The organism is Rahnella sp. CJA17(1/100) (genome assembly GCF_963881615.1).
In the GTDB taxonomy this organism is placed as follows: domain Bacteria; phylum Pseudomonadota; class Gammaproteobacteria; order Enterobacterales; family Enterobacteriaceae; genus Rahnella; species Rahnella aceris.
Genome location: NZ_CAWOJA010000055.1, coordinates 229103 through 242806, shown reverse-complemented (window position 1 = coordinate 242806; position 13704 = coordinate 229103). Strand labels below are relative to the sequence as shown.

At 54.0% G+C, this 13704-nt stretch carries 10 protein-coding genes; 8 read left to right on the top strand and 2 right to left on the bottom strand.

Going from position 1 to position 13704, the window contains the following annotated elements; all coding sequences use genetic code 11:
* The first annotated feature begins 122 nt into the window (after positions 1–122).
* The 5 genes from carA to kefC all read left to right on the top strand — a co-directional run bounded on the left by carA (position 123) and on the right by kefC (position 9961).
* Positions 123–1274 carry a glutamine-hydrolyzing carbamoyl-phosphate synthase small subunit gene (carA, locus tag AACU55_RS20135; protein ID WP_134705986.1) on the top strand — a complete coding sequence of 384 codons (1152 nt, stop codon included), beginning with the start codon at positions 123–125 and terminating at the stop codon, positions 1272–1274.
* Between the two features lie 16 nt (positions 1275–1290).
* Complete coding sequence (carB, locus tag AACU55_RS20130) at positions 1291–4515, top strand: carbamoyl-phosphate synthase large subunit (protein ID WP_037033457.1); 3225 nt, start codon at positions 1291–1293, stop codon at positions 4513–4515.
* Between the two features lie 335 nt (positions 4516–4850).
* Positions 4851–7442 carry a glycosyl hydrolase family 18 protein gene (locus AACU55_RS20125; RefSeq protein WP_134705985.1) on the top strand — a complete coding sequence of 864 codons (2592 nt, stop codon included), beginning with the start codon at positions 4851–4853 and terminating at the stop codon, positions 7440–7442.
* Between the two features lie 118 nt (positions 7443–7560).
* Positions 7561–8115 carry a glutathione-regulated potassium-efflux system oxidoreductase KefF gene (gene kefF / locus AACU55_RS20120; protein ID WP_037033576.1) on the top strand — a complete coding sequence of 185 codons (555 nt, stop codon included), beginning with the start codon at positions 7561–7563 and terminating at the stop codon, positions 8113–8115.
* A complete protein-coding gene (gene kefC / locus AACU55_RS20115; RefSeq protein WP_037033455.1) occupies positions 8108–9961 on the top strand; it encodes a glutathione-regulated potassium-efflux system protein KefC in 1854 nt (617 codons plus the stop codon). The genes kefF and kefC overlap by 8 nt, the downstream gene beginning before the upstream one ends.
* A gap of 55 nt (positions 9962–10016) precedes the next feature.
* Here the strand turns inward: kefC and AACU55_RS20110 are convergent, their stop codons facing one another.
* The gene (locus AACU55_RS20110; RefSeq protein WP_013577050.1) at positions 10017–10631 is read right to left on the bottom strand and encodes a LysE family translocator; all 615 of its coding nucleotides are present in this window, start codon (positions 10629–10631) and stop codon (positions 10017–10019) included.
* Positions 10632–10736: 105 nt separating this feature from the next.
* Between AACU55_RS20110 and AACU55_RS20105 the strand changes: the two genes are divergently transcribed.
* The 3 genes from AACU55_RS20105 to folA all read left to right on the top strand — a co-directional run bounded on the left by AACU55_RS20105 (position 10737) and on the right by folA (position 12762).
* Positions 10737–11546: a threonine/serine exporter family protein gene (locus AACU55_RS20105; RefSeq protein WP_037033454.1), complete on the top strand. Its 810-nt coding sequence runs from the start codon at positions 10737–10739 to the stop codon at positions 11544–11546.
* Entirely contained in the window at positions 11543–12007 is a 465-nt protein-coding gene (locus AACU55_RS20100) for a threonine/serine exporter (RefSeq protein WP_037033453.1), read from the top strand. The genes AACU55_RS20105 and AACU55_RS20100 overlap by 4 nt, the downstream gene beginning before the upstream one ends.
* 269 nt (positions 12008–12276) lie before the next feature.
* The gene (folA, locus tag AACU55_RS20095) at positions 12277–12762 is read left to right on the top strand and encodes a type 3 dihydrofolate reductase (RefSeq protein ID WP_013577047.1); all 486 of its coding nucleotides are present in this window, start codon (positions 12277–12279) and stop codon (positions 12760–12762) included.
* 82 nt (positions 12763–12844) lie between these two features.
* Here the strand turns inward: folA and apaH are convergent, their stop codons facing one another.
* Positions 12845–13699, bottom strand: coding sequence for a bis(5'-nucleosyl)-tetraphosphatase (symmetrical) ApaH (apaH, locus tag AACU55_RS20090; RefSeq protein WP_134705984.1), 855 nt, complete (start codon positions 13697–13699; stop codon positions 12845–12847).
* Positions 13700–13704 lie beyond the last annotated feature (5 nt).

The following is a 13704-nucleotide window of genomic DNA, read 5'->3' as shown; positions in this document are numbered from 1 at the left end:
CCATCATTAGAATGCGCGCAATTTGCCAAAAATTGGCTTCGGGAGCGATTTTTGCATTGATTTAGATCGGGTTATCTGAATTAATATGCAGATATTGTGATTTATTATTCTTGGAGGATGCTTTGATAAAGTCAGCGCTATTGGTTCTGGAAGACGGAACCCAATTCCACGGTCGGGCCATCGGGGCAGAAGGGTCGGCAGTGGGGGAAGTGGTCTTCAATACGTCGATGACCGGTTATCAAGAAATCCTCACTGATCCTTCCTATTCCCGCCAGATTGTCACTCTCACTTATCCCCATATCGGTAATGTCGGCACCAATGCCGCTGATGAAGAATCCTCCGCAGTACATGCTCAAGGCCTGGTCATCCGCGATTTACCCCTGATAGCCAGCAACTACCGCAGTGAAGAAAATCTTTCTGATTACCTCAAGCGCAACAATATTGTTGCCATCGCCGATATTGATACCCGCAAACTGACCCGTCTGTTACGCGAAAAAGGCGCACAGAACGGCTGTATTATCGCGGGCGATTCACAGGATGCTGAACTGGCGCTGCAAAAAGCCAAAGCATTCCCGGGCCTGAAAGGCATGGATCTGGCGAAAGAAGTGACCACGACGGAATCTTACCGCTGGCAACAAGGTAGCTGGACTCTGGAAGGCGAACTGCCTGAAGCGAAAAAAGCCGAAGACTTGCCATTCCACGTGGTGGCTTATGACTACGGCGCGAAACGCAATATCCTGCGCATGCTGGTGGATCGCGGATGCCGCCTGACGGTCGTTCCTGCACAGACTCCGGCAGAAGACGTCCTGAAAATGAATCCGGACGGCATCTTCCTGTCCAATGGCCCGGGCGATCCGGAACCTTGTGATTACGCTATCGCGGCCATCAAAACCTTCCTGGAAACCGACATACCGGTCTTCGGCATCTGTCTCGGCCATCAGTTACTGGCACTCGCCAGCGGCGCTAAGACCGTGAAAATGAAACTCGGCCACCACGGCGGTAACCACCCGGTGAAAGATCTCGATAAAGATATCGTGATGATCACCGCACAGAACCACGGCTTTGCGGTGGATGAATCTGACCTGCCTGCCCGCCTGCGCGTGACGCACAAATCTCTGTTTGACCATACGGTGCAGGGTATCCACCGTACCGATAAAGCGGCGTTCAGCTTCCAGGGCCACCCTGAAGCCAGCCCGGGCCCGCACGATGCGGCACCGCTGTTTGACCACTTTATCGAACTGATTGAAGCTTTTCGCACAAACAACGCCAGATAACAGGAGCGAATAAAAAATGCCAAAACGTACAGACATAAAAAGCATCCTGATTCTGGGCGCCGGCCCGATTGTTATCGGCCAGGCTTGTGAATTTGACTACTCCGGCGCACAGGCGTGTAAAGCGCTGCGTGAAGAGGGTTACCGCGTCATTCTGGTGAACTCCAACCCGGCAACGATCATGACTGACCCTGAAATGGCGGATGCGACTTACATCGAGCCGATCCACTGGGAAGTTGTGCGCAAAATTATCGAAAAAGAACGTCCCGATGCCGTGCTGCCAACGATGGGCGGCCAGACCGCACTGAACTGTGCACTGGAACTGGAACGTCAGGGCGTGCTGGAAGAATTCGGTGTGACCATGATTGGCGCGACCGCAGACGCCATTGATAAAGCCGAAGATCGTCGCCGTTTCGACGTGGCGATGAAAAAAATCGGCCTCGACACCGCACGTTCCGGTATTGCACACACGATGGAAGAAGCGCTGGCTGTTGCCGCTGACGTTGGCTTTCCGTGCATCATCCGTCCGTCATTCACTATGGGCGGCACCGGTGGCGGTATTGCGTACAACCGTGAAGAGTTCGAAGAGATTTGCGAACGCGGGCTGGATCTTTCCCCGACCAAAGAGCTGCTGATTGATGAGTCGCTGATTGGCTGGAAAGAGTACGAGATGGAAGTGGTGCGTGATAAAAACGACAACTGCATCATCGTCTGCTCCATTGAAAACTTCGATGCGATGGGCATCCACACCGGTGACTCCATCACCGTGGCGCCAGCGCAGACCCTGACCGACAAAGAATACCAAATCATGCGTAACGCCTCGATGGCGGTGCTGCGTGAAATCGGCGTAGAAACCGGTGGCTCCAACGTTCAGTTCTCGGTGAACCCGAAAAATGGTCGTCTGATTGTTATCGAAATGAACCCGCGTGTCTCCCGTTCCTCAGCCCTGGCCTCCAAAGCGACCGGTTTCCCGATTGCTAAAGTGGCAGCGAAACTGGCGGTGGGTTACACCCTCGATGAGTTGATGAACGATATCACCGGCGGCAAAACGCCAGCGTCGTTTGAACCGTCTATCGACTACGTTGTGACTAAAATCCCTCGCTTCAACTTCGAGAAATTTGCCGGTGCCAACGACCGTCTGACCACGCAGATGAAATCTGTCGGCGAAGTGATGGCGATTGGTCGTACACAGCAGGAATCTCTGCAAAAAGCCTTGCGCGGCCTGGAAGTCGGCGCGAGCGGTTTCGACCCGAAAGTGAGTCTGGATGATCCGGAAGCGCTGACCAAAATTCGTCGTGAACTGAAAGAAGCCGGTGCCGAGCGTATCTGGTATATCGCTGATGCCTTCCGTGCCGGGATGTCTGTTGACGGCATCTTCAACCTGACCAACGTGGACCGCTGGTTCCTGGTGCAGATTGAAGAGCTGGTGAAACTGGAAAATGAAGTGGCCGAGGGCGGCTTCAACATTCTGACCCACGACTACCTGCGCATGCTCAAGCGTAAAGGCTTTGCGGATCTGCGTCTGGCTAAATTGGTCGGCGTGTCAGAAAGCGAAGTGCGCAAACTGCGTCACAAATACAACCTGCACCCGGTCTACAAACGTGTTGATACCTGTGCGGCGGAATTCTCTACCGATACCGCCTACATGTACTCCACGTATGAAGAAGAGTGTGAATCTAACCCGACCAATGATAAGCCAAAAATCATGGTGCTGGGCGGTGGTCCGAACCGTATCGGTCAGGGTATCGAGTTCGACTATTGCTGCGTACACGCCTCGCTGGCGCTGCGTGAAGACGGTTACGAAACCATCATGGTTAACTGTAACCCGGAAACTGTGTCTACCGATTACGACACCTCCGACCGCCTGTACTTCGAATCCGTCACTCTGGAAGACGTGCTGGAAATCGTGCGTATCGAACAGCCGAAAGGCGTGATTGTTCAGTACGGCGGCCAGACTCCGCTGAAACTGGCGCGTGAACTGGAAGCCGCTGGCGTGCCAATTATCGGCACCAGCCCGGATGCCATCGACCGCGCCGAAGACCGTGAACGTTTCCAGCAGGCGGTTAACCGTCTGGGCCTGAAACAACCGGCAAACGCCACAGTCGCGACTATCGAACAGGCTGTTGAGAAAGCTGCGGGTATCGGTTATCCGCTGGTGGTACGTCCGTCTTATGTTCTGGGCGGCCGCGCGATGGAAATCGTATACGACGAAATCGACCTGCGCCGTTACTTCCAGAACGCCGTCAGCGTGTCGAACGACGCACCGGTTCTGCTGGACCGCTTCCTTGACGACGCCGTAGAAGTTGACGTTGATGCTATCTGCGACGGTGAGCGCGTGCTGATTGGCGGTATCATGGAGCACATCGAACAGGCGGGCGTTCACTCCGGTGACTCTGCATGTTCACTGCCGTGCTACACGCTGAGCAAAGAGATTCAGGATGTGATGCGTCAGCAGGTCGAGAAACTGGCCTTCGAGCTGAGCGTTCGCGGCCTGATGAACGTCCAGTTCGCCGTGAAGAACAACGAAGTCTACCTGATTGAAGTCAACCCGCGTGCAGCCCGTACCGTTCCGTTCGTCTCTAAAGCGACCGGTGTACCACTGGCGAAAGTGGCGGCTCGCGTGATGGCAGGTCAGACTCTGGCAGAGCAGGGCATTACCGAAGAAGTCATCCCGCCTTACTACTCCGTGAAAGAAGTGGTGTTGCCGTTCAACAAATTCCCTGGCGTTGACCCGATTCTTGGGCCGGAAATGCGTTCTACCGGTGAAGTGATGGGCGTTGGCCGTACCTTCGCCGAAGCCTTTGCCAAAGCGCAGTTGGGCAGCAACTCCGGCATGAAGAAAGCCGGACGCGCACTGTTGTCGGTTCGTGAAGGCGACAAAGGCCGTGTGGTGGATCTGGCCGCGAAACTGCTGAAACGCGGTTTCGAGCTGGATGCGACTCACGGTACTGCGGTAGTGCTGGGCGAAGCCGGGATTAACCCGCGTCTGGTCAACAAGGTGCATGAAGGCCGTCCGCATATTCAGGACCGTATCAAGAACGGCGAATATGTGTATATCGTGAACACCACGGCGGGTCGTCAGGCGATTGAAGACTCCAAGCTTATCCGTCGCAGTGCGCTGCAATACAAAGTGCATTACGACACTACGTTGAACGGTGGTTTCGCGACGGCAATGGCATTATCTTCTGACCCGACTGAACAGGTGATTTCAGTGCAGGAAATGCACGCCAAAATCAGCAAATAAGTATCTTCTGTTTCCATCCGGTCGTTAAGACGCCTGCTCCCGAAAGGGGCGGGCGTCTTTTTATATGTGTTTGGCTAAAATGTTAAATATAATCATTAAGTATGTTTATCATTAAAATTATATTTTTTATGTATGAAAGTCTTCATATGAAAGTGAATTTATCATAAGTTATTATTTTAGATCGATATTTTGTGTTAATGTGATGGGCGTCATGATGTTTTAATGTTTAATTATTGTTATGTTTTTGTTCCTGATTTTATACTCGGAGCTTGGGTTAGTTCACATCGAGAATTAACCCTTCTTGCAGCGCTTTCAGTCAAAATGAGGAATTTCACATGTACAAAACACCTGTCACCCTTCTGGCTTTACTCATCGGCGCGGTTCTTGCGCCGGTCTCACAGGCGGCACTTCCCGGAAAGCCGACACTCGGTGCGGATGAAACCACCTTTGCCATCATTGATATCAATCAGTCCGCCTCGGCCTACAATCAACTGGTCACTGTAAAGAATGCGGCGGATGTCACCGTCACCTGGAATTTGTGGACCGGCGATGCGGGGCAGACGGCCAAAGTGTTACTGAACGGTGCGCAGGTCTGGAGCGGCCCTTCCGGCGCAACGGGCAGCGCCACGTTTGCTGTCAATAAAGGCGGGCGCTATCAGTTGCAGGTTGCGTTATGTAACAGCGAAGGCTGTACCACCAGTGACGCCAAACAAATTGTAGTGGCGGATACCGATGGCAGCCATTTGCTACCATTGACCAGCACGCTGAAGGAAAACAACCAGCCTTATAACAATAAATCCGGCAAGGTCGTAGGCGCTTATTTTGTCGAGTGGGGCGTGTACGGTCGCGGGTTCCCGGTGGATAAAATCCCTGCACAGAACCTGACTCATATCCTGTACGGCTTTACGCCGATTTGCGGCGGGAATGGGATTAACGACAGCTTAAAAAGCATTGAGGGCAGTTTTCAGGCCTTGCAACGCGCCTGTGCAGGGCGTCAGGATTTTAAAGTCGCGATCCATGATCCCTGGGCTGCAGTGCAAATGCCTCAGCAGGGTGTCAGTGAATATTCTGCGCCTTACAAAGGCAATTTCGGCCAGCTGATGGCGCTGAAGAAAGCCTACCCGAATCTGAAAATTGTCCCTTCCATCGGTGGCTGGACGCTATCCGACCCGTTCTATTTCATGAAAGACAAAGCGAAGCGGGATGTTTTTGTGGCCTCGGTGAAGGAGTTTCTGCAAACCTGGAAATTCTTCGACGGTGTGGATATCGACTGGGAATTTCCGGGCGGTGGCGGTGAAAATCCTGCACTGGGCAGCACGGCGGATGGAGATACCTATGTGCAGCTGATGAAAGAGCTGCGGACTATGCTCAATGAATTATCCGCCCAAACCGGAAAAACCTATGAACTGAGTTCGGCGATCAGTGCAGGCCGGGACAAAATTGATAACGTGGATTACAGCGCCGCACAGCAGTATATGGATCATATTTTCCTGATGAGCTATGACTTCTATGGTGCTTTCTCACTGACGACGCTGGGACACCAAACTGCGTTGTACGGCTCCGCCTCGAAACCCGATACCGATTACACCACCGATCATGGCGTGCAGGCGTTGCTTTCACAGGGCGTGACGCCGGGCAAAATTGAAGTGGGTGCGGCCATGTATGGGCGCGGCTGGACGGGGGTGAAGAATTTCCAGAATAACGATCCTTTCACCGGGACCGCGACCGGCCCGACCGCAGGTACCTGGGAAAATGGCATTCTTGATTACCGTCAGGTGGCGAAACTTAAAGCCAACAGTGACTGGCAGTACAAGTATGATGCCGCAGCTGAAGCACCGTATTTGTGGAAGCCTTCCACCGGCGATTTGATCACTTACGACGACAACCGTTCAGTGGTCGCGAAAGGTAAATATGTTTTGGCTAATCAGCTGGGTGGCCTGTTTGCATGGGAAATTGATGCGGATAATGGCGATATTTTAAATGCCATGCATGAAGGCTTAGGGAATGGCACCGGCGGCGGCACGACGAACCTTGCGCCGCTGGCCAGTGCCGGGACAAATCAGAACGTGACCGGTCCGTTGACCGTGACGCTCGATGGTTCTGCTTCCCGTGATCCGGAAAATACAGCCCTGACGTATTTGTGGACCAAAGTCTCCGGGCCTGCGGTGACGCTGACCAATGCAGACAAAGCCAAAGCGCAGTTTAATGTCCTTACTACCGCGCAAGATCAGGTGTGGGTATTCCAGCTGAAAGTGACCGATCCACAAGGGCTGAGCGCCACGGCGCAGGTTCAGGTGACAAACTCGGCGGTTCAGGCGAACCAGCCGCCGGTGGTGACGTTGCCGGCGACCATGGCTGTAACGGCAGGTAATACCTTCGCGCTGGTGGCACAGGCGACGGATGCCAATAACGATCCGCTCACGTATCAGTGGACGTTGCCCGCCGGTCTGAGCGCCAGCTCGCTGACCACCAGCTCCATCAACGTTACCGCTCCGGCGGTCACCAGCAGCACAGTGTATCCGGTCAGTGTGATGGTCAGCGATGGAAAATCATCCACGTCTGCCAGCTTACAACTGACGGTTAACCCGGCGAGCACGGGCGGGTGTGGTGTGACAACGGATCCTGCGGCGGCGCAAGTGCCTGCCTGGGACAGCAGCAAAATCTACAATACCGGCGATGCCGTCAGCTACAACCAGCTGATATGGAAGGCGAAATACTGGACGCAAAACAACCCGCCATCGCGCAGCAGTGATCAGTGGCAACTCGTCAGCAATATCACATTGCCTTACGACAATGCGGCCACGTATGTTCAGGGGGAAATGGCCACTTACGGCGGCCATAACTGGAAAGCGAAGGTCTGGACTCGGGGTGTCACGCCGGTTGCAGGTGACAACTGGCTGGATCTCGGGGCAGTCAGTTGTCCGTGAATCCTTTCATGTAAATCGACAGGGCGTGAGGGCCCTGTTTTTCATCGTATTTACGGCAGTTAATAAATGTTAAAAATACTTTATGATGAATGCATATTTTGTCGATATGAGTTCACAGATGATTTTAATAATTTACGCCCATCCTTATCCGCGCCATTCAAGAGCCAATCAGGGGCTGCTGTCGGCAGTCAGTGATTTGCCCAACGTCGAAGTACGTTCGCTCTACGACCTCTATCCCGATTTCAATATCGACATTGCCGCTGAACAGAAAGCTGTTGAACGTGCAGATCTGGTGGTCTTCCAGCATCCGATCCAGTGGTACAGCTTGCCGCCACTGATGAAACTGTGGATCGACAAAGTGCTCGAGCACGGCTGGGCGTACGGCCATGAAGGCAATGCCTTAAATGGCAAACATTGCTTGTGGGCGGTAACGACCGGCGGTAACGAGCACCATTTCGAGCTGGGCGATCACCCCGATTTTGACGTGCTGGCGCAGCCGCTACAGGCGACAGCCATTTATTGCGGCATGCACTGGCTGCCGTATTTCGCCGTGCACAACACCTTCATTTGCGATGAAGTGGCGCTGAAAGCGGCGGGAGAAGAATACCGCCGTCGTTTAACCGCCTGCCTGAGTCTGAAAGAAGGCTGCCCGCCGGAGGTGAGCCTTGGATAACCATAACCTGATGATTGAAGGCCTGATTTATCTCGGCTCGGCGGCGCTGTTTGTGCCGATTGCGGTACGTCTGGGTCTGGGTTCTGTGCTCGGTTACCTGATTGCGGGCTGCATTATCGGCCCGTGGGGGCTGAAACTGGTCTCTGATGCCGAATCAATTCTGACCTTTGCGGAGATCGGCGTGGTGCTGATGCTGTTTGTCATCGGACTTGAGCTGGATCCCAAACGGTTGTGGACGATGCGTGCCTCGGTTTTCGGCGGCGGCAGCATTCAGATGGTGGGCTGCGGCGCAGTGCTCAGCGCATTCTGTTATTTCCTCGGACTGGACTGGAAAATCGCCCTGTTGATCGGCCTGACGCTGGCGCTTTCTTCAACGGCCATTGCCATGCAGGCGATGAGTGAGCGCAGCCTGACGGCTTCACCCATTGGCCGCAGCGCTTTTGCGGTGTTGCTGTTCCAGGATATCGCCGCCATCCCGCTGGTGGCGATGATCCCCTTACTGGCGAGCACCGGCGAAGCCACAACGCTGATGAGTTTTGGTTTGTCAGCAGCAAAAGTGGCCGGTGCGCTGGTGCTGGTGGTGTTGCTCGGGCGCTATGTCACGCGGCCCTTGCTGCACTTCGTGGCACGCTCCGGCATGCGTGAAGTGTTCAGTGCTGTTGCGCTGTTTCTGGTATTCGGCTTCGGTATTCTGCTGGAAATGGCCGGTATGTCGATGGCGATGGGCGCGTTTCTGGCGGGTGTCTTGCTGGCAAGTTCTGAATACCGTCACGCACTGGAAAGTGATATTCAGCCGTTCAAAGGTCTGCTTCTCGGGCTGTTCTTTATCGGTGTCGGTATGTCCATCGACTTCGGCACGCTGGTCCATCAGCCGCTGCTTATTGCCACATTGCTGGTCGGTTTTATGGCGCTGAAAGCGGCCTTGTTATGGCTGGTTGCGCCATGGCTGGGTGTGCCGAAAAAGCAGCGCGGCCTGTTTGCCATCTTAATCGGGCAGGGCAGTGAGTTCGCGTTTGTGATTTTCAGCACCGCTCAAATGGCAGGTGTGTTGCCGGTTGAATGGTCGAAGGCCCTGACGCTGGCTGTGGCGCTTTCCATGGCGGTGACGCCATTGCTGCTGGTACTGTCCGCGCGCCTTGAGCGCAATGCGCCGAAAGATGACCGTCCGCATGACACCATTGATGATGAGAACGCGCAGGTAATTATTGCCGGTTTCGGGCGGTTTGGTCAGATTGCCGGTCGTTTGCTGCTGGCAAACAACGTCCACACGGTGGTCCTGGATCACGATCCGGATCACATCGAAACGCTGCGTAAATTTGGCACCAAAGTGTTTTACGGCGACGCCACACGCGTTGATTTGCTGGAGTCCGCCGGTGCCGCGCAGGCGAAGGTTCTGATTAATGCCATTGACGATGTGGAAGCCAACCTTCAGCTGACGGCACTGGCGAAAGAGCATTTCCCGAATCTGAAAGTGATTGCCCGCGCCCGTGATGTCGATCACTGGTATCAGTTGCGTCAGTTGGGTGTCGAAGCGCCGGAACGTGAACTGTTTGAAGGCTCCTTGCGCGTCGGCCGCGATGTGCTGGAGGCGCTGGGGCTGGATGCGTATGAAGCCCGCGAGAAGGCAGATCTGTTCCGCCGCTATAACCTGAAAATGCTGGAAGCCACTATCGAGAATTACGAAGATACTGAGTTCCGTATCGCCAGCATGCAGCGTGCGAAAGATATGCTGACAGCCGCTATCGAGCAGGATCAGGAGCGTCTGGCTTCCGGTCAGCAACAGGGCTGGCGTGGCAGTATTGACGGAAAAGCGCCTGAGAAAGAGGTGATTGAAGCGAAGGGCTAAACCGCCGTTAAAACAGAAAACCGGTGCCTGATGCACCGGTTTTTTCTTTCTGAACTCAGCTCAGTGCGACTTTAATGCCCAAACCGATCAGTACACCGCCCAGCAGTTTATCGATAAGTTTCTGCGCTTTCGCCAGACCACGACGCACCGGCGGGCTCTGGATAAGTAACGCCAGCGAAGGCCACCAAATGGCCGACAAACCGACGATTATAGAGGCGTACCACAGCTTTTCACCGAAGGTGGAGTTAATCTGCAAGACCTGCGTAAACATCGCCAGGAAGAAAAGTGTCGCTTTTGGATTGAGCAGGTTACACAGATAACCCTGCACGAACGCGGTGCGCAGTTTTACCTGCTGTGGCTCCAGTCCGTCGAGGTTCATTTTGCTGTTGCTGCGGGAAAACAACGCCTGAATACCGACCCAGATCAGATAAGCCGCACCGACGTATTTCAGTAAATCAAATAACCACGGCGTGGTGGTGATCACCACTGCCAGACCGGCCACGCAGTAAGACATATGCGTAATCACACCACAAATAACACCCAGTGACGTCATGAGTGCCGCGATGCGCGGATAGCGGGCCGCATTTTTGATGACCAGAAAGAAATCGGGACCGGGAGAAAGCATGCCGAGGAAGGCGATACTGGCAACAAAAAGGGTGGTTTCAAGCATGAAAATAACCGTCGTCAATGTTCGGAACAAAAGAAGGCGGCATGATACGCCAATCCTCAGTAAGTTAAATCACTCTTATTGCTTTTTTTGCGGGCGGTGAATGGTATGCAGGATCCGGTCATAGAATACCCGGTGCGTGAAAGCCCCGAGGCGCATCATCAACGTGAAATTACCCGTTTGTGCATCGAATGTGCCCTGATGCTGTTGCAGCATGGTGCCGAAAGTATGCTGGTCGAACAGCTGTCGGCGAGGCTTGGCGTCGCGCTGGGAATGGACCGGGTGGAAAGCTCGATCTCCGCCAATGCCATTGTGCTCAGCACCTTAAGCGGCGGTTATTGTCTGACCTCGACGCGTAAAAATGTTGACCGCGGGATCAACATGCAGGTTGTGACACAAGTCCAACATACGGTGATCCTGGCTGAGCATAAACTGCTCGACAGTCAGCTGGTGGCAAAACGCCTGCAAAAAATCAAACCGCTGCGGTATCCGCGCTGGCTGATGATCCTGATGGTGGCGCTCTCCTGCGGGTGTTTCAGCAAACTTAATGGTGGCGGCTGGGATGCATTCATTGTCACTTTTTTCGCCAGCGGCGTCGCCATGGCCGTACGCCAGAGCCTTACTGCACGGCATATGAATCCGCTCATCAACTTTTGCTGCACGGCATTCGTGGCGACTTCCATTTCAGGGTTGCTGTTGCGGCTGGGCATTTTTCAGCAGTCATCAAATGTCGCAATGGCTGCCAGCGTGTTATTGCTGGTGCCGGGGTTTCCGCTGATTAATGCCGTGGCGGATATGTTCAAAGGGCATGTGAATACCGGACTGGCGCGCTGGACTATGGCCAGCCTGCTGACACTGGCGACCTGCATTGGTGTGGTCATGGCAATGGCATTGTGGGGTTTACGGGGGTGGTCATGAGCCTTTTATGGGCACTGATTCAGGATATGCTTTTCGCTGCCGTGCCCGCACTGGGCTTTGCGATGGTGTTTAATGTGCCGCCGCGGGCATTACGTTATTGCGCACTGCTCGGCGCAGTTGGCCACGGCACGCGGATGTTGCTGATCCACGGCGGGATAAACATCGAATGGGCCTCCCTGCTGGCAGCTATACTGATTGGCATTATGGGCATTCGATGGTCACGCTGGTTACTGGCACATCCTAAAGTTTTCACCGTTGCCGCTGTTATACCGATGTTCCCCGGCATTTCTGCCTACACGGCGATGATCTCAGTCGTGGAGATTTCGCATCTGGGCTACAGCGAAGCATTGCTATCGACGGCACTCACCAATTTTCTGAAAGCCAGTTTTATCGTCGGGGCATTATCTATCGGATTATCGTTACCGGGATTGTGGCTGTACCGTAAACGCCCCGGTGTGTAAGCGTTGTTGTACAACGTGGGGCTACCATGCAAAAAAGCAGGTGAGCGCTTCAGCATTTTCGACTGGAATACGGCGATACCTTCCTGCTTTTGAGCGTCCTTTGCCGGCGGAACCGCTACTTTTGGCGGGGAATATCCCGGCAGGGTAAGAGCTCTCTTATATCTTTGTAAAGCGTGGGTCTCCCTATCGACGGCTGATGGGGCTTTCCGTATAGTGGCAGCTCTTTTTTGGGGTCACGCACAAATCCTTTTTCTACACAGGGCTTCACAATGATTATTAGCCTGATCGCCGCACTGGCGACCGATCGCGTTATTGGCATGGAAAACGCTATGCCTTGGCATTTACCTGGTGATCTGGCCTGGTTTAAGCGTAATACGCTCAACAAACCCGTTATCATGGGACGAAAGACGTTTGAGTCAATCGGACGTCCGTTGCCTGGCCGGCTGAATATTGTCATCAGCTCTAAACCGGGCGAGCATGAAGGTGTGACCTGGGTAACCTCTGTTGACGCTGCGCTGGCGGCGGCCGGCGATGTGGAAGAAGTGATGGTGATGGGGGGCGGCCGCGTGTATGAGCAACTGCTGCCGAAGGCCAATCGTTTATATCTGACTCACATTGATGCCGAAGTCGAAGGGGATACACATTTCCCTGATTATGAGCCGGATGACTGGGAAAGCACATTCAGCGAATTCCACGATGCGGATGAGCAGAACTCTCATGGTTATTGCTTCGAAATCCTTGATCGCCGCGCCTGATCCTACGGCTGCGTGAGCCGTGTGACAGCAAAAAGGCACCCTTTGCAGGTGCCTTTTTGCTGTCTGAATATCCGCTGTTTGATCAAACGGCTTTCGGGATTTCAGACTGCTGTTTTTCGCTCTGGCGGTTTGAAGGCTGGGCGAAGTAGGTTTTGTCTTCCCAGCGCAGCATGGTCAGGTCACCGCCCCAGCAGCAGCCGGTATCCAGCGCATAAATGCCTTGCGGCGTGCCTTTCCCTTCCAGTGATGCCCAGTGTCCGAACGCAATACTGTAGCCTGCTTCCTGTAAGGGCCCCGGAATATCAAACCAGGGTTTCAGCGGCTTTGGCGCGTTTTCCGGGATATCTTTGCAGATCATATCCAGTTGTCCGTTCGGGAAGCAATAACGCATGCGGGTGAAAGCATTGGTGCTGAAACGCAAACGCGCCAGACCCGTCAGTTCAGGATGCCAGTTGTTCGGCATATCGCCATACATCGCATCCAGAAACAGCGGATAAGTATCGCTGCTCAGGACGGCTTCCACTTCACGGGCGCACATTTGAGCGGTGTCGAGATCCCATTGCGGCGTGATCCCTGCGTGGGCCATGACCAGCTTCAGATCTTCATCAACCTGCAGTACTGGCTGGCGGCGCAACCAGTTGATCAGTTCGTCAGCGTCTTCGGCTTCAAGCAAGGGCGTGATGCGGTCTTTCGGTTTGTTGAAACTGATCCCCGCGTAAACCGCCAGCAGATGCAGATCGTGGTTACCGAGCACCATCCGGACACAATCCCCCAAACCGCTGACAAAACGCAGCACTTCGAGCGAGGACGGACCGCGGGCAACTAAATCACCCGTCAGCCACAGGACATCGTTTTGCGGATTAAAATCCACCTGCGCCAATAGCGCCTTGAGTTCATCGATGCAGCCGTGAACATCACCAATAAGATATGTCGACATGAGGA

Bases quoted from the DNA above. Each gene is read 5' to 3' on its own strand.
- carB (WP_037033457.1), top strand. From the start codon at position 1,291: ATGCCAAAACGTACAGACATAAAAAGCATCCTGATTCTGGGCGCCGGC.
- AACU55_RS20125 (WP_134705985.1), top strand. From the start codon at position 4,851: ATGTACAAAACACCTGTCACCCTTCTGGCTTTACTCATCGGCGCGGTT.
- kefF (WP_037033576.1), top strand. From the start codon at position 7,561: ATGATTTTAATAATTTACGCCCATCCTTATCCGCGCCATTCAAGAGCC.
- AACU55_RS20110 (WP_013577050.1), bottom strand. From the start codon at position 10,631: ATGCTTGAAACCACCCTTTTTGTTGCCAGTATCGCCTTCCTCGGCATG.
- AACU55_RS20105 (WP_037033454.1), top strand. From the start codon at position 10,737: ATGCAGGATCCGGTCATAGAATACCCGGTGCGTGAAAGCCCCGAGGCG.
- AACU55_RS20100 (WP_037033453.1), top strand. From the start codon at position 11,543: ATGAGCCTTTTATGGGCACTGATTCAGGATATGCTTTTCGCTGCCGTG.
- folA (WP_013577047.1), top strand. From the start codon at position 12,277: ATGATTATTAGCCTGATCGCCGCACTGGCGACCGATCGCGTTATTGGC.
- apaH (WP_134705984.1), bottom strand. From the start codon at position 13,699: ATGTCGACATATCTTATTGGTGATGTTCACGGCTGCATCGATGAACTC.